At 29.8% G+C, this 17101-nt stretch carries 15 protein-coding genes; 14 read left to right on the top strand and 1 reads right to left on the bottom strand.

Translation table 11 applies throughout. The features are described from left to right. Positions 1 to 76: 76 nt before the first annotated feature. On the bottom strand, positions 77 to 868 hold the full coding sequence (locus tag CLSA_RS21215; protein WP_022750689.1) for a thymidylate synthase: 792 nt from the start codon (positions 866 to 868) through the stop codon (positions 77 to 79). A gap of 439 nt (positions 869 to 1307) precedes the next feature. Here CLSA_RS21215 and CLSA_RS23270 point away from each other — a divergent pair, with 439 nt between their 5' ends. From CLSA_RS23270 to CLSA_RS21150, 14 genes are all read left to right on the top strand, one after another. Beyond that, positions 1308 to 1472: a hypothetical protein gene (locus CLSA_RS23270; RefSeq protein WP_022750688.1), complete on the top strand. Its 165-nt coding sequence runs from the start codon at positions 1308 to 1310 to the stop codon at positions 1470 to 1472. A 394-nt stretch (positions 1473 to 1866) separates the two neighbouring features. Continuing rightward, complete coding sequence (gene dnaX, locus CLSA_RS21210; protein WP_022750687.1) at positions 1867 to 3513, top strand: DNA polymerase III subunit gamma/tau; 1647 nt, start codon at positions 1867 to 1869, stop codon at positions 3511 to 3513. 323 nt (positions 3514 to 3836) lie between these two features. Further along, entirely contained in the window at positions 3837 to 4178 is a 342-nt protein-coding gene (locus tag CLSA_RS21205) for a YbaB/EbfC family nucleoid-associated protein (RefSeq protein WP_041716409.1), read from the top strand. 520 nt (positions 4179 to 4698) lie between these two features. Beyond that, positions 4699 to 5295, top strand: a complete 597-nt coding sequence (recR, locus tag CLSA_RS21200) for a recombination mediator RecR (RefSeq protein WP_041716875.1) — start codon at positions 4699 to 4701, stop codon at positions 5293 to 5295. 239 nt (positions 5296 to 5534) lie between these two features. Next, positions 5535 to 5813: a YaaL family protein gene (locus CLSA_RS21195; RefSeq protein WP_022750684.1), complete on the top strand. Its 279-nt coding sequence runs from the start codon at positions 5535 to 5537 to the stop codon at positions 5811 to 5813. 21 nt (positions 5814 to 5834) lie between these two features. Continuing rightward, positions 5835 to 6104, top strand: a complete 270-nt coding sequence (locus CLSA_RS21190) for a pro-sigmaK processing inhibitor BofA family protein (RefSeq protein WP_022750683.1) — start codon at positions 5835 to 5837, stop codon at positions 6102 to 6104. A gap of 365 nt (positions 6105 to 6469) precedes the next feature. After that, positions 6470 to 7732: a CHAP domain-containing protein gene (locus tag CLSA_RS21185; protein ID WP_022750682.1), complete on the top strand. Its 1263-nt coding sequence runs from the start codon at positions 6470 to 6472 to the stop codon at positions 7730 to 7732. Between the two features lie 358 nt (positions 7733 to 8090). Then, entirely contained in the window at positions 8091 to 10148 is a 2058-nt protein-coding gene (locus CLSA_RS21180) for a M13 family metallopeptidase (protein ID WP_022750681.1), read from the top strand. 321 nt (positions 10149 to 10469) lie between these two features. Further along, entirely contained in the window at positions 10470 to 10646 is a 177-nt protein-coding gene (locus CLSA_RS23540) for a hypothetical protein (RefSeq protein ID WP_041716408.1), read from the top strand. Positions 10647 to 11183: 537 nt separating this feature from the next. Then, positions 11184 to 12110: an ABC transporter permease gene (locus tag CLSA_RS21170; protein ID WP_022750679.1), complete on the top strand. Its 927-nt coding sequence runs from the start codon at positions 11184 to 11186 to the stop codon at positions 12108 to 12110. A 12-nt stretch (positions 12111 to 12122) separates the two neighbouring features. After that, positions 12123 to 13067 carry an ABC transporter permease gene (locus tag CLSA_RS21165; protein WP_022750676.1) on the top strand — a complete coding sequence of 315 codons (945 nt, stop codon included), beginning with the start codon at positions 12123 to 12125 and terminating at the stop codon, positions 13065 to 13067. A 15-nt stretch (positions 13068 to 13082) separates the two neighbouring features. Next, positions 13083 to 14090, top strand: coding sequence for an ABC transporter ATP-binding protein (locus CLSA_RS21160; RefSeq protein WP_022750674.1), 1008 nt, complete (start codon positions 13083 to 13085; stop codon positions 14088 to 14090). Next, entirely contained in the window at positions 14090 to 15085 is a 996-nt protein-coding gene (locus tag CLSA_RS21155; RefSeq protein WP_022750671.1) for an ABC transporter ATP-binding protein, read from the top strand. The genes CLSA_RS21160 and CLSA_RS21155 overlap by 1 nt, the downstream gene beginning before the upstream one ends. Before the next feature lie 135 nt (positions 15086 to 15220). Continuing rightward, a complete protein-coding gene (locus tag CLSA_RS21150) occupies positions 15221 to 16873 on the top strand; it encodes a peptide ABC transporter substrate-binding protein (RefSeq protein ID WP_022750669.1) in 1653 nt (550 codons plus the stop codon). The last annotated feature ends 228 nt before the right edge of the window (positions 16874 to 17101 follow it).

The raw sequence follows: 17101 nt of genomic DNA, 5'->3' as shown, positions 1-17101 counted from the left end.
CTTAGTGTTATTAATTTAAGTTATATATAATTTGGTAGCTAGTCACACAAGTTTGAATTTCAGAATAAAGTTTAGATTACACTGAAACAGGCATTTTTATTGATTCATGATGCTTATAATCCTCAAGTTTTATATCATCTGGAGTAAAGTCATAGAAATCTTTGATTTCAGGATTAATCCAAAGTTTTGGAGCATCAAAACCGTCATCTTTTCTTTCTAATTGAGTCTTAATACCTTCAACTTGATTTTCATATATATGTGCATTGTTTATTACATGAGTAAATAATCCAGGCTTAAGTCCTGTAACTTGTGCTAATAAATGAACCAATACAGCATATTGCGTTGTATTAAATGGTACACCAAGTGGCCAGTCGCCGCTTCTTTGAACTAACATACAGTTAAGTCGACCATCAGTTACGTCCCACATTGTGCACCAGCAGCATGGATATAATGCACCAGTATCTAGGTATGATATTTGCCATAAATTAAGCATCATTCTTCTATCTTGTGGATTATTTTTTAATGAATCTATTAATTTATCAATTTGATTGAATTTCTTAACAACCCATCCATAAGAGGTACCGATAGTTCCATCATCCATCATCCATTCGTCCCAAATCTTAACATTTTGCTTATGAAGATCATTTACATCATTTGATTGATCTTTAAAAATCCATAAAAGTTCTTTAACAGCAGTTTTAAAGGCAACAAATTTAGTTGTTAAGATGGGAAATTCTTTTTCTAAATTAAATTGCATAATTTGATGAGGCAGTTTATAAGTTGATATTCCAGTCCTATTAGTATCAAAATATCCATTTTCTAATATATCTTTAGCGATTGATAAATATTTATCATCATATGTACTCATTGCTACATCCTCCTATAAAATTAATTAAACTTAAAGTAAATGAAAATAATAAATGGAATATGAGTTGCATATTTTATTATAAGCCAAATGCTAGATTCACTAATAATAGTAGAACATTATTAAATTTGACTAGCGCAGCATAATATAAAATATATAATCATACTAATATATTATTTTTCTTAAATGTGTATAAATTTTTGTGAATTTAGAGTATATTATCAACTCATTTTAGCATATATATATATAGTTAACAAAGTTAGGTTTATTAAAAAATAACAGACAAGTTTGCATGCTTATTTTGTGTGGCACTTTCTTCAAAATTTCTGCTGAAAATATGTTATGAGCAAATCTTACCTCCTTGATTTTGCACAAAATGCGAGCAGCATTTTGTTTGTTGTTTTCTTATGTACCTAAACAAAAGATTTAGGAGGTATATGTTATGAAAATATCATTTAATATTGCAGTGCAAATTATATCAGAAATTTTAAAGGATAAACGAGATATGATGAGTTTAGAGTTAGCTATACAAGATGTCGCCAGTAAGTATGAAATTCCAGAAGAAGTAGTAGTCCATGCGTGTAACATAGGAAACGTTTCATATTAATTATAGTTTAATTTCTATATGTTTTAGATTGTTTGCCTTTTAATTTATATTTATTTTGAATTTTAAACTATACTATAAGGCCTCATTATAATGATAGGGCCTTATAATACGTTAGAGAGAGCTTTTTTGTATAGTTTGTATATATAAGTATAAATATTTTATCCACTTATACTAATTATGTAGTCATTAGTGTATAATAATATTATATTTAGGAACATTAAAAATAATGGGTTATTATGCCAATATATTTTATGATACATTTTGTAAGGTTTTTATAGTAGTACTTCAACTATAAAAAAGTTTACCTGATTAATTATGTCATAAAATATATAATGCATGTTAATCTGTTATTTTAATTTTATATGTCTTAAGAAGAATAGTGAGGTGAGAGCCTTTGGGTTATACAGCATTATATAGAGAGTGGAGACCAAGGACTTTTGATGATGTAGTTGGTCAAAAACATATTACTATAACATTAAAAAATGAAATTTTAAATGACAGAATAGCACACGCTTATCTTTTTTGTGGTACAAGAGGAACGGGGAAGACATCTACAGCCAAAGTAATGGCAAAGGCCTTAAATTGTCTTAATTCTGAAGATGGTGAACCATGTAATGAATGTGAGATGTGCAGAAAAATAAATGACGGATTAGCGATTGATGTAACTGAATTGGATGCAGCATCTAATAATGGTATTGATAAGATTAGAGATATTATAGATGATACTAAATATCCACCACAGGAAGCTAAATATAAAGTTTACATAATGGACGAAGTTCATATGTTATCAGTTGGAGCTGTTAATGCATTTCTAAAAACTTTAGAAGAGCCGCCTAAGAATGTAATATTCATATTAGCAACAACAGATCCACAAAAATTACCTATAACAATTTTATCTAGATGTCAAAGATTTGATTTTAAGAGAATAAACCAAAAAGAAATTTCATCTAGACTAAGAAAAATTACTGAAGCTCAAAATATACAATATGAAGAAAAAAGTTTGGATTTAATTGCAAGAGTATGTGACGGTGCGATGAGAGATGCAGTAAGTATACTTGACCAAGCAATTGCTATGGGTGAAAATCAGATTAATTATGACGATCTAGTAAGTATGTTAGGCCTTGTAACTAATGAATACTTATTTGACATAACAAATGCAATTGTAGATAGAAGTGTTGAAAAGGCTATGGTTATAGTTGATAAGCTGGTGTATTCAGGTAAGGATATGCAATTGTTTATAAAGGATTTAATATCTCATTTTAGAAATCTTTTAATGGTTAAGGTCACTAATAATCCTGAAGAAGTTTTGGATATGTCTCTTGAAAACATTTCGCTAGTTAAAGAGCAAGGACGTCGAATTAGAGTTGAAGAAATAATGAGAGGTATTAGAATACTTCAGGAGGCTGAAGCAAATTCTAAGGCAAGTAAACAAAGTAGATTATACTTAGAGCTTGCAATAATAAAAATGTGCAAAATTGAATATGATACTTCAAATGAAGTTATACTATCAAGAATAAATAAGCTTGAGGAATCGTTAAAAAGCGGAAAAATACAAATGGTTCAATCAGGAACTGCTAATGAGGCATCAGAAGGAGAACATCGTAGTTCTAATCATAACGCTCATGATAGTAATCAGCTGAAAAATATTGTACATAAAGTTAATGAAGCCAGTGAAAATAAACTAGAAGTGAATCCTAATTCATCATTGACACTTGATGATATAGGAAGAGTCTGGACTGAAGTTTTAGAGAAATTTAAAGCTAAGAGAGCAATGATTGTTTATGCATCAATTGTTACAGCTAAACCATATTCATTTAAGAATGGAGTAATTACATTAGAGTATGAGTCGATGTATGCATTTAATAAAGATAGATTAGAAAAACAAGAGTATAAGGAAATTGTAAATGGTGTATTTTCTGAATCCTTAGGTGAAAAAGTCATTGTGAACTATATAGTTAAAAAAGAAAAAGAGCAACAAGATAAAGAAGATTTATTAAAGCAAACACTGGAAGGAGTTCCATTTGAAGTATATGATGAGTAATTTGTAAAGATTATTTATGATCATTTAAACAATTTAATATTGTTGTAAAGTTTAAGAATAGTATAATAATTATATTTTCATAACTACATGATGTGAAGTTTATAAGTATTGAGTATTATATAAAGATGTTTTATAATTAAAAAATGATATTTAGGCATATTTTAATATAAGTAAGTGTATCAATTGGTTTCGTATCATAGAGTGTAAATCTGTTTAGCGTAATGGTGAATGTTATGTGAATAGGATTATGGTTTATGATGTGGAATATATGCATTTTTGAATTATTACTATATATGCTATATAAGAAAGAGGAGGATTTTTTTATGGCAAAAGGTGGATTTCCAGGTGGTTTCGGTGGAGGAAACATGAACAATCTTATGAAACAAGCACAAAAACTTCAAAAGCAAATGGAAGATATGCAAAAAGAGCTTGAAACAAAAGAGTTTGAAGCGTCAGTAGGCGGTGGTGCTGTAGTAGCAAAGGTATCTGGTAAAAAAGAGTTAACTTCTATTAAGATAAAACCAGAAGTTGTAGATGAAGATGATGTAGAAATGCTTGAAGATTTAGTAGTAAGTGCTGTTAATGAAGCATTAAAGAAGGCTGATGAAGAAACTACAAGTAAAATGGGTAGATTAACAGGTGGAATGCCAGGTGGATTATTCTAGGAATAATTACATTGGATAAATTAAAAAATAACAATTTTCACTTGTTTATTTTAAATCCTATTTATGTGGATAAATATGGGCGATTTTATAATCAAAGAAATTAATAGTAAAGTTTAATTTCTTTTCTGTTATTTTTTCTATGTGCCTTGGTTAGCATACAGAATGTTGGAGTGTACTCCATCTGTATGCTTTTTTAGGCACATTAAAAAATAACAAGTCTATCTACAAAGCCTGTTTTTCATAATACTAAATTAGCAGATTGCTCTAATAGAACCGCTATCAGATCAATCTGCTTCTGCTTGCTTGATGAAAAATAATCATCGTATTTTGGACTTGTTATTTTCTTTCATGTGCCTTAAATGAACAATTTATAAGGTGCATATAATAAAGATAAAATATATATTAGTATTTTTGAATATACCTATTGCTAAATTTTATTATAAATTTTAATAAGTCAAAATTACAAAAATAGTTATAGATTCATAAAATTGATAAGATGAAGGGAGATGTTTTGGTTATGATGGAATTTTATCCTGTAGCCATAGAAAAGTTAATTGAAGAATTTGCAAAGTTGCCAAGCGTTGGACAAAAAACTGCACAAAGACTAACTTTACATATTTTAAATCTTCCAGAAAATGAAGTTAAGGAATTTGCAAATGCATTAGTTCAAGCAAGAGGGACAATTAAATATTGTTCAGTATGTGGAAATTTTACAGATAAAGATCCATGTCCGTTATGTTCAAATCCAAATAGGGATAAGGGAACTATATGTGTTGTAGAGCAACCTAAAGATATCATGACTATGGAAAAAGTTAAAGAATATAATGGAGTATATCATGTTTTACATGGAAATATATCTCCAATGCAAGGTAGAGGTCCACAAGATATTAGAATTAGAGAACTTGTTTCAAGAATGAGTGAAGATATAAAAGAAGTTATATTAGCAACTAATCCTAATATAGAAGGTGAAGCAACGGCAATGTATATATCAAAGGTACTTAAACCTTTAGATATTAAGGTGACTAGAATTGCAGCTGGAATACCGGTTGGAGGAGATTTAGAATATGCAGATGAGGTTACATTGTCTAAAGCATTAGAAGGAAGAAAAGAAATTTAGTTAGGTAAAAAATTTAATAAATGAAGGAACCCAGTTAATTGGGTTCCTTAAAAAGGTGTTACATAGATGGGAGTTAGAAGTTTTTGTTTGACATGAGTGAAAAGCTTCTTATACCATATAATATATGGATAACTTATAAATGTGTTACAACTTATTTAAAAATTATATAAAGAAAAAACATGTATATTCCTCTATACAATTGGATAAAATTGTAATAAGAAGTTTTTGGAGGGATTTGCATGAACAGGAAAAAAGTAATAGAGTACCTGGCGAATAAGAGTGACGAGTTATCTGTATATAGAAAGCTCATTGAAGAAATGGAAGTTGCAAAAATGGAAATAAATGTAGCACGGAGTATGTTTAACAATGTTAATGATGATGCACTTATTGAAGTAGCTATTTATTCAGAAAATGTAGCAAGAAAGCGTTATGATTATCTGTTATCAATTGCTAAAGCAAAAGGTATAAGTGTAGACGATAGTTATGTAATAGAGAAGAATGTACAAATAGCAGAATAAAAAAATGGGGGACATTAAAACATGAATGGGCAATATTTAATATATGGCTTAATTGGAATAGCAGCACTATTTTTAGTAGTAAAATTATTAAAATGGCCAATAAAAATACTTGTAAATGGAATATTGGGAGTTGTAATATTATATTTAACAAATTTTGTGATCGCACATCTTAGTTTAATAGGCATAAATGTTAATTTTGCATTAGCAATTAACCCAATTACAGCTTTAATTGCGGGATTTTTTGGAATTCCGGGTGTTATTGTATTAATCATAATAGGATTATTTTTGTAATTAAATTGTGATATTATACGTAAATGAAGTTGATGTGTTGAGAACTTATAAACCCAAAAAGACGCCTGTCTGATTTTTATAAGAATTTTCTATAAAAGATCAGGCAGGTATCTTTTTGTATTGAAATTTTTTGATAAAAATAATAGTTATACAATCTAGAAAAATTTATACGATAATAGCTGAATATAATAATTAAATTGTAATGTGGATGAGGAGGAATTAATATTTTAATATAGAAATTAAGAATAGATTGGGTAAAGATGAAAATATATCATTCGATATTATAATCAGTATTAACTTTAACACATTTCAAAACAACGTAGATTAATTAGGTTATAAACAGTATAAAAGGGAGGGAACAATAGATGAAAAAGATGTATATTAAGCAGATAATAACAATGGGAATCGTTGCTCCAATTATAATAAGTATGTATTCAGTACCAGTTTCGGCTGCTTGGTCTAAAAACTCTCAAAATCAATGGAATTGGTTAGAGGAGAGCGGAAAAGCCAAGGGTTGGAAGGAAATAAATAATAAATGGTATTATTTCAATGATGATGGAGAAATGTGTACAGGTTGGCGTCAGGTTAATGGAATTTGGTACAACCTATCTGATGAAGGAATAATGAATACAGGCTGGCAGAATATTGGTGGTCATTGGTATCGTTTCGAGCAAAGTGGGGCTATGAATACAGGATGGATACAGGAAAATGGAAATTGGTATTTCATGAATCATAATGGACAAATGGAAACTGGAACAATTGAAGTTGACGGAAAAATTTATACTTTTTCAGACAATGGAGTTATGAAAAATGACAATGAAACAATAAAAAATGTAGAAACTGATGAATTTGAGCAAGATATTAATGATGAAAAAACTGATGATACAACTAGCGCTACAGATGAAAAGCGTAAAGGATATGTATGTACAAATGGGGACTCATTAAATATACGATCATCAGCTTCAGTATCTTCATCTATAATAGGAAGTTTGCCTAAAGGTAGTCAAGTTATGATTACAGATAAAGAGAAAAATGGTTTTTTACCTATAAACGCTGATGGAACTATTGGTTGGGTTAGTGCAGATTGGATTAGTTTCAATAAAGTACAAGCTTATACTGAGCAGTCAGATAATGATAATTTTCAATCAAAAAAGGATTCAATTAATATAGGAGAAGCAAGAACTAAGCAACCAGATTTAGATGACAATCATTACTATTCTAATGAAAATGTTTTTTATAAGGCTAAACTTTCGCCACCGTTTACTAGTGGAGGAAGAGTTATTAAAGGAAATTGTACATGGTATGCGTGGGGGCGTGCATGGGAAATTACAGGCGTTAAACCGACTGATGCAGGACTTATAGGCAATGCGTATGAATGGTGGGAGGCAAATAAAAGTCATGGAAAATATCGATATGGTTCTGAACCTAGGGTAGGTGCAATTGCAGTATGGAATTCTAATTTGCCTAATTCAGGCGGCTTTGGACATGTTGCCATAGTTGAAAAAATTGATAATAACAAAGTTTATATATCAGAATCAATGTGGCATGGAGATGTTTTTAGATATGGACCAATATATGATACTGATTATTTAAAAGGATATATTTATATAGATCAACCGAATTTTTAAAATTAGATATTAATATAGAAAATTAAAATTACGTTATTACCGAAGTAAGATGCACATATGCAACTTATTTCGGTTTTCTATTGTTTTAAGCTAATAAATAATAATCTTTGATTGTTGTTTATATGAGAATAGATAAGTTTAAATTAGAAAAATACTTCCAAAAAAAATTATCTAATTTTAAAGCGTAAAAAACAAATAAATAACAAATAGTTATAGTGAAAGGTAATAAAAAACTAAATAAATTTAGAAGTTAAAAACATAAACACTATGTATACAATAATTGTAAAATTGTATATAATCATCCTACATGGTAAATTATATAAAGAATTTATTTTGAAATTTAGAGGGGGAAATAAAAGTGAAAAAAGCAAAAAAAATAGTAGCTATGGCGACAGCATTAATAATCACATTAATGATGAGTCCAATATCATATCATAAAGTATTTGCAGCAGAGCAATTGTCAGATCAAATGGCAACAGAGTCTATAACAAAAAATAATAAGATAGGATTAAGATTACAAGATGATTTTTATGGTGCAATTAATAATGAATGGCTCAGTACTACAAAAATAGAACAAGGTAAAGATCAAGCTTCAGTGTTTCAGGAAGTTAGTGATATGGTAATGAAGCAAAAAAGGGATATAATTAATGAGTTATTAGAAAAGCAAAATCAATATGGCGAAAATACTGATCAAAAGAAAATAATAAATATATATAATAATACTTTAGATACAGAAGATAGAGATAAAGAGGGAATAAAACCTGTTCAGAAGAATTTAGATAAAATTAAGAATATAAAAACAATACAAGATATAACAAATTTATGGAGCAACAAGGAAATATTAAATTCAACAATAAATTTTACTGTAGGTAGCGATGCAAAAGATGCTACAATGAATGTGTTATATATAGAACCTACAACGATTAGTTTAGGTAATTCAGATGAGTATAATAATCCAACAGAAAGTACAGCAAAAACTAAGGCGTTAATACAAGAATATTATAATAAAATTCTAATGTTAGATGGATATACGCAAGAAGAAGCACAAAGTAAAGTAAATGATATGTTTAAATTTGAAGGAATGATTGCAAAATCTATGACTGGGCACAAAGAAGAACTTGCAGATTCAAATATACAACAATCAATTTATAATGTATACACATTGGATGAGTTAAATGCTTTGGCACCAAATTTAGATTTAACATCTGTTATGGCATCATTAGGAATAGAAAAAGCAAATAAAATTATTTTAGAGGAACCTAAATGGTTAGAAGCATTTAATAATTTATATACTAATGAAAATGTTCCACTTATAAAAAATTATCTTGAAATATTAAATTTATCAAATGCGTCTGAATTTTTAAGTGAAGATTTTGAAAAGGTAGGCACAGAGTTTAATAATAAGGCAGCAGGTATAGTAGGATCACGTCCTAAAGAAGAAGAAGCTGTTAGTATGGTAAATGGATTAATGGGAATGGGACTTGGAAGAATCTATGCAGATAAATATGTATCACAAAAGACTAAAGATGATGTAGAAAATATAACTAATGAAGTTATAGAAACATATAAAAGTAGAATAAATAATCTTAACTGGATGAGTAGTGAAACTAAGAAAAATGCTATTGAAAAATTAGAAAAGTTAGATGTTAAAATTGGTTATCCGGAAAATTGGATTGATTATTCCAATGTAGACATTAAATCTTATAAAGATGGTGGATCACTTTATGAGAATGCCATGACAATTTACAATTTTTCAAGAAACGAGATGTTTAGTAGATTAAATAAGCAAGTAGACAAAAAGAATGACTTTTTCCAACCTCAAACAGTTAATGCTTTTTATAATGCAACAAATAACTCAATTATGATTCCAGGAGGAATAATTCAAGGTCATTTTTATGATCCTAATGCAAGTAGAGAAGTAAATTTAGGTGGAATTGGTGCTGTTATTGGTCATGAAATTAGTCATGCTTTTGATAACAATGGAGCAAAATATGATGCAGATGGCAATTTTAAAAATTGGTGGACAGCAGATGATTACAAAGAATTTGAAGATAAAACTCAAAAAGTGAAGGATTTTTATAGTAAAATAGAAGCATTACCAGGAAAAAATATCAATGGAGCACTTACAGTTGGTGAAAATATTGCTGATATGGGTGGCATGGCTTGTATGTTAGATATACTAGGAACAATGAAAAATCCTGATTATAAGGCATTTTTTGAAAGTTATGCAACTACATGGCGTCAAGTAGTTACAAAGGAATATGAAGAGTACTGTCTAAATGTAGATGCTCATTCACCTAATAAATTTAGAGTAAATGCAGTATTACAGCAATTTGAAAAGTTCTATGAAACATATGGAATTACTCAAAATGATGGTATGTATGTTAAACCTAAGGATAGAGTAGCTATTTGGTAATGGAGTTTAAGTTTTTATATAAATTTGAGTTAATTTTTTGCAGATAGAATATCTATATAAACTATAATCAACTTATTATGTAAAACTTTAATTGACATTTACTAGTTTTTAGTTAGTATTAATTGTAGTATATGTAAGGCACAATCAAAAAAATAATGGACCAGTATGCTTACCTATTTTGCGTCATACTGCTTCAGTAAAATCAACTAATGAGCTTACTATGAGCTGATTTTACTTTCTTGCCTGACACTAAATATGCGTCGCATCTTTGGTCTATTATTTGTTTTCATGTGCCTAAAGCAAAGGAGTTGTGAAGTTGATATGCCAGCAGGTAATGGAGTAAATTGTAGTGATTGTACAGAATTAAAAAAAGGGAAGTGTGATGGAAAAGATTTAACTTGTTTATGTTATAAGTGTCCTAGAAAATTAGCTCAATGTATGTGTGTAAAATATTGCAGAGAAACGGAATCTGTACTATTTTTCGATGAAGAGTACTAAAATATATAGATAATAGTATTATTAATATAATTCAATAAAGAAATGTATAGAAGCTCCCCCATTAATATTTTTATAAAAATATTAATGGGGGAGTTTTTTGATTCTTTAGGAAATTATAATGCAGTCAAATCTGTGGATAACTTTTAGAAGTAGACAAACTCACAGTCTGCAAAGCAGGGTTTCTTGTGTTTAATTATATTTTTATTAAAAAAGTGCATACAATTATTATTGAAAATAATAAGCATTGAATGGTATATTTTTAAATATAAGTAATAAAGAAGAATTTAAAGTAAATATTGACAAATGGCGTTAAAAATAATAATATTATTGTAAATGAAGCACTGATAATTTTTTAAGATTGTTTAGAAAAAATTAAAATTTTAATAGCAAAATAACAATGTGGTTATTAAACTATAGAAATAAAAAGTTTAATGACTTTTTTTATATTTTGAATTAATAAAACTAAAGTGAATAAATATAACCAAAATTGAATAAATATAACTTAATATATAAAATTTAAGATGAGGAGATGAATAGATGTTAAAATATATTGGAAAAAGATTAATTACAAGTTTATTCACAATATGGATTGTAATAACAATTACATTTTTTCTAATGAGGCTTATGCCAGGAGGTCCATTTGATGGTGAAAAGTTAACACCGCAAGTTAAAGCTAATATTGAAGCTAAGTATGGAATGGACAAACCTTTAGCGGAGCAATATGCCATGTATATGAAAAATTTGGTTAAAGGTGATTTTGGTGAGTCAATGGTTTTCAATGGAAGAAAGGTATCAGATACTATATCAAAATCATTTCCGGCATCTGCAGAAATTGGTATGGTAGCGGTTGCTATAGCAATAGTAGGAGGCATAGTTTTGGGAACTCTTGCTGCACTTAAAAATGGAAAGTGGCCAGATAAATTAATAGTATTTATTGCAACCTTAAGTAGCACTATACCAAGTTTTGTAATAGGAGCTGTTTTAATTTATGTACTAGCTGTTCAATTTTCTATATTACCTGCAACAGGATTTAATGATTGGAAGAACTTGATAATGCCAAGTATAGCTTTAGCAGCAGTACCATTTTCATTCATTTCAAGACTTACAAGAAGTAAACTAATAGATATATTAAAATCAGATTATATAAGAACTGCAAAAGCAAAAGGTTTAAGTAGAACTACAGTTATATTTAAACATGCATTAAGAAATTCATTGATTCCAATAGTTACATATGTTGGACCATTGGTAGCTACGATATTAACAGGAAGTTTTGTAACAGAAAAAATTTTTGCTATTCCAGGGCTTGGAAATGAATTTGTACAATCAGTTACAAACAGAGATTATACTACTTTATTGGGAGTAACTGCATTTTATTGCACATTGTTAATAGGTTTTGCTTTTATGGTGGATATATTATACGTAGTAATTGACCCAAGAATAAAATTGCAAGATGCAGAAGTTTAGGGGGATAGTAAGATGGAAACTAAATTAAAAATTGAAAATGATTTGTTTACGCCTCTAAGCGAAGAGGAGAAAAAGATTAAAGCAGTAGTTCGACCTAGTATTGGATATTGGAAAGATGCTTGGATGAGATTAAAAAGAGATAAATTTGCAATAATATCACTTGTAGTAATATCAGCTATTATTGTAGCAGCTATTTTTGTCCCAATGCTATCGAAGTATGATTATGCAGCAAATGATTTATCAGCAACTTATTTAAAACCCTCAGCAGAGCATTGGTTTGGAACAGATAATCTTGGGAGAGATTTGTTTGTTAGAAACTTTTATGGAGCAAGATATTCATTGCTTATCGCAGTACTTGCAGCATTTATAAATTTAGTTATAGGTGTATTATATGGTGGAATAGCAGGATTTTTTGGTGGAACTGTTGATAATATATTGATGAGAATAGTGGATATATTATATTCAATACCATTAACAATTTATGTGATAATATTCATGGCTATTTTAAACAAGCCGGGAGCTTCTGGGAGCGGTCTTTTAACAATTGTATTGGGACTTTCTATATCATATTGGATTGGGATGGCTAGAATAGTAAGAGGTGATGTACTTCAATTAAAACAACAAGAATTTGTTCTTGCTTCCAAATCATTAGGTGCATCAAACGGTAGAATTTTAATAAGACATTTAATTCCTAATTGTATAGGATCAATAATGGTAACGCTAACCTTACTGATTCCAGAAGCTGTATTTACTGAAGCATTTCTAAGTTTCATTGGTCTTGGAATTGCAGCTCCAAGAGCGTCTCTTGGGACATTAGCAAATGAAGCTATGGCTGGCATCTATACATATCCATATCAATTAGTTTTCCCATCGGTAATGATTTGCATAATTATATTATCATTTAATCTTTTTGGTGATGGATTAAGTCAAGCATTAGATCCTAAGAACAAGAGATAGGAGCGTGGGAAAGTAATGGAAAAGTTATTAGATATAAAAAATTTACAAACTTCCTTTAAAACTAGTGCTGGTGAAGTGCATGCAGTAAGAGGGGTATCTTTTTATTTAGAAAAAGGAGAAGCATTAGGAATAGTTGGCGAATCAGGTTGTGGTAAAAGTGTTACTATGATGTCAATTATGAGGTTATTGGATGGCAATGGAAAAATTGTTGATGGAGAAATATATTTTAATGGTAGAGATATTTCGAATGTTAAAGAAATTGAAATGGAATCTATAAGAGGTAATGATATAGGAATGATATTTCAAGATCCAATGACATCATTAAATCCAGTTTATACAATAGGAAATCAATTAATGGAGCCATTATTAAAGCATAAAAAAATTAGTAGAGCTGAAGCCAAAAGAGAAGCTATAAAGATGCTTGGATTGGTTGGAATACCAAGCCCTGAAAAAAGAATGAATCAATACCCACATGAATTTTCAGGAGGTATGAGACAAAGAGCAATGATAGCTATGAGCTTAATTTGTGCACCGAAACTTATTATAGCTGATGAACCAACAACAGCACTAGATGTTACAATTCAAGCTCAAATTTTAGATTTAATGAAAGAGTTAAAAAAGAAGTTTAATACATCAATAATATTAATAACTCATGATTTAGGTGTTGTTGCAGATGTTTGCACTAGAATAAATGTAATGTACGGCGGAACAATAGTAGAGACAGGAACTAGTGAGGATATATTCTATAGAGGAAAACATCCTTATACATGGGGGCTTTTAAGAAGTGTTCCAAATCCTAAGGATGATGCTAAAGAAAAACTTATTCCAATTCAAGGACAACCACCAGATTTGTTAAATCCACCAGTTGGATGTCCATTTGCAGCTAGATGTGATTATGCAATGAAAATTTGTATTCAAAAGCAGCCACCACAATTTGAAGCAGGAGAAAAACATAAAGTTGCATGTTGGTTATGCCATGAGGATGCGCCAAAAGTTGAATCACCTATAAGGAGGATAAAGTAGTGGAAGATAATAAAGATGTAATTTTAGAAGTAAAGGATTTATGTAAATACTTCCCTGCAAAAAAGGGCTTGTTTAAAGGACGCAGTTATGTTAAAGCGGTAGATAGAATTTCATTTACAATAAAAAAGGGTCAAACTTTAGGATTAGTAGGTGAATCAGGATGTGGTAAGACTACTACGGGAAGGACTATATTAAAGCTTTATGAACCAACAAGTGGTCAAATAATATTTAATGGAAAAGATATAACAAAAAATTCAATAAAGGAAATGGTACCGCTTAGAAAAGAAATGCAAATGATTTTTCAAGATCCATATGCATCATTAGATCCTAGAATGACAGTTGGAGATATAATTGGAGAGGCAATTGATATTCATAAATTACTTACAGGTGAGGAAAGAACAGAAAGAATAAGAAGTCTTTTGTCAAAAGTTGGACTTGCAAGTGATCATATAAATAGATATCCTCATGAATTTTCAGGTGGACAAAGGCAAAGAATAGGTATAGCAAGGGCTCTAGCTGTAGAACCATCTTTAATAGTGTGTGATGAACCAATATCGGCTCTTGATGTTTCGATTCAAGCTCAAGTTATAAATATGCTTGAGGAACTTCAAGAAGAATTAGGATTAACGTACCTTTTTATAGCTCATGATCTTTGCATGGTTAAGCATATATCAACTCATATTGGAGTTATGTATCTTGGAAGAATGGTTGAGAGAGGAGAAAGTAACGATGTATATTCGGAAGCTTTACATCCATATACAAAGGCATTGCTTTCAGCTGTACCAATACCAGATCCAGATGTAGCCAAAAGTAGTCAAAGAATAGTATTAGAAGGAGATATTCCTTCACCAATAGACCCACCACCAGGATGTAGATTTAAAGGAAGATGTAAATATGCAAAATCAATTTGTGGTGAAATAGATCCAGAATTAAAAGAAGTTAAACCAGGACATTTTGTGGCATGTCATTTATATAATGAGCATTTAAGCAAATAATTATAAGCAATAAAGAGTGTAATCATTAAAATAAGGCACATGAAAATTATTAATTGATAATAGTATACTGTTAAGGGGTTTTTGATAATAACTTAAACAGATATTATAAATAATAAATTTAAGGGGGCAATATAAGTGAAAACAAGCAAAGTAAAAAAACTATGTGCAGTAGCTTTAGCTGTTACACTTGGCGTATCAGTTTTAACAGGTTGTGGAGCTTCAAGTGGAAATAAAGCAGGCGCAGACAAACAAGAATTAACTTTTAATTTAGGATCAGATCCAAAAACATTAGACCCAGCATTGAATCAAGCAGTTGATGGAACTATTGTATTGGATAATGCATTTGAAGGATTGTGTAGGTTAGATGATAAGGACAAAGCTCAACCAGGACAAGCTGAAAGTTGGGATGTATCTTCAGATGGACTAACATATACTTTCCATCTAAGAAAAGATATTAAATGGTCAAATGGGGATCCGGTTAAAGCAAGTGACTTTGAATATGAATGGAAGAGAGTATTAAATCCAGAAACAGCATCTGAATATTCATATCAATTATTATACTTAAAGGGAGCAGAAGCATATAATAAAGGAAAAGGATCTGTAGATGATGTTGGCGTAAAGGCAACTGATGATAATACGCTAGTAGTTAGTTTAACACAACCAACTCCATATTTCTTAGAGTTAACAGCTACTACACCTTATTTACCAGTAGATAAAAACGTTGTTGAAAGTAATAAAGATTGGGCAGGTACGGCTTCAACTCTTGTGTCTAATGGTCCTTTTAAATTCACAGATTATACAATGAAGGATAAAATAGTATTAGAAAGAAACGATAGTTATTATGGTAAAGATTCTGTTAAACTTGACAAAGTAACAATGAAACTTGTTTCAGAAGAAACATCTGCATGGGCAAGTTATAAATCAGGTCAATTTGATATGGTTTATTCAGTTCCAAAGTCTGATGTACAGGCAGCTGCAAAAGATGGAAGTGCTACAATATTCCCTAATTGTGGAACATATTATTTATCAATAAATGTTTCAGATAAAGCAAAAGAAGTAGACCCAAATGCAGCTAAAGTTTTAAGTGATCCAAAGGTAAGAAAAGCATTAAATCTTGCTGTAGACAGACAATCAATTGTTGATAATGTAACTAAAGGAGGACAAATTCCTGCTTATAGTATGGTACCTCAAGGTATTACAGGTTCTGATGGAAATGATTTTGCAAGTAAACAATATTTTGATCCTAAAGGAAATGTAGAAGAAGCTAAGAAGTTATTGGCTGAAGCTGGATATCCAGATGGACAAGGATTACCACAATTAGTATTACTTTATAATCCTGAAACAGGTCATGGTGACACAATGCAAGCTATTCAAGCTATGTGGAAAGATATAGGGGTGAATTGTGAACTTCAAAGTCAAGAATGGAAAGTATTCCAAACAACAAGAACTCAAAAACAATATGAAATTGCAAGAGATGGTTGGAATGCTGATTATGTAGATCCTATGACTTTCTTAGATTTATTTACATCAACTTCAGCATTAAATAACTCAGGATATAATAATCCAGCATTTGATAAAATAATTGATCAAGCAAAGAAAGAAGTAGATACTAGCAAGAGACTTGAGTTATTACATCAAGCAGAAGATATGCTTATGGAAGATATGCCAGTTATTCCTTTATACTATTATACTCAACCAATTGCAATAAAGAGTTATGTTAAGGGTGTAGTAGTTACTAAACTTTTAAATATATATTTTGATAAGGCATATATTGAAGGGAAGAAGTAGTTTGTAACAAATATATATTAAGTTGATTAAACGTAATAATATTAAATAGGTGAAGCTGTTTCAAGTATAAATAGTATACTTGAAACAGTTTCTTTAATTTTTCAGTACATTAGCCCATATAATGAAAAATAATAAATGATCAGTCTCATTAAGAGATTGGCATACTATATATTGCACTTGTAGATAAAATGCAAATTCAATATGTTATAGAATATACTCTTAATACGA

The sequence above is a fragment of the Clostridium saccharobutylicum DSM 13864 genome (assembly GCF_000473995.1).
Taxonomy (GTDB): domain Bacteria; phylum Bacillota; class Clostridia; order Clostridiales; family Clostridiaceae; genus Clostridium; species Clostridium saccharobutylicum.
The sequence above is the reverse complement of the archived record's forward strand: the minus strand, read 5'-3'. Positions and strand labels throughout refer to the sequence as shown.

What these genes read in the sequence shown, in the direction of transcription:
- CLSA_RS21190 (WP_022750683.1), top strand. Translation starts at nt 5,835, where the DNA reads ATGAATGGGCAATATTTAATATATGGCTTAATTGGAATAGCAGCACTA.
- recR (WP_041716875.1), top strand. Translation starts at nt 4,699, where the DNA reads ATGGAATTTTATCCTGTAGCCATAGAAAAGTTAATTGAAGAATTTGCA.
- CLSA_RS21165 (WP_022750676.1), top strand. Translation starts at nt 12,123, where the DNA reads ATGGAAACTAAATTAAAAATTGAAAATGATTTGTTTACGCCTCTAAGC.
- CLSA_RS21205 (WP_041716409.1), top strand. Translation starts at nt 3,837, where the DNA reads ATGGCAAAAGGTGGATTTCCAGGTGGTTTCGGTGGAGGAAACATGAAC.
- CLSA_RS23540 (WP_041716408.1), top strand. Translation starts at nt 10,470, where the DNA reads ATGCCAGCAGGTAATGGAGTAAATTGTAGTGATTGTACAGAATTAAAA.
- CLSA_RS23270 (WP_022750688.1), top strand. Translation starts at nt 1,308, where the DNA reads ATGAAAATATCATTTAATATTGCAGTGCAAATTATATCAGAAATTTTA.
- CLSA_RS21185 (WP_022750682.1), top strand. Translation starts at nt 6,470, where the DNA reads ATGAAAAAGATGTATATTAAGCAGATAATAACAATGGGAATCGTTGCT.
- CLSA_RS21170 (WP_022750679.1), top strand. Translation starts at nt 11,184, where the DNA reads ATGTTAAAATATATTGGAAAAAGATTAATTACAAGTTTATTCACAATA.
- CLSA_RS21160 (WP_022750674.1), top strand. Translation starts at nt 13,083, where the DNA reads ATGGAAAAGTTATTAGATATAAAAAATTTACAAACTTCCTTTAAAACT.
- CLSA_RS21215 (WP_022750689.1), bottom strand. Translation starts at nt 868, where the DNA reads ATGAGTACATATGATGATAAATATTTATCAATCGCTAAAGATATATTA.
- CLSA_RS21195 (WP_022750684.1), top strand. Translation starts at nt 5,535, where the DNA reads ATGAACAGGAAAAAAGTAATAGAGTACCTGGCGAATAAGAGTGACGAG.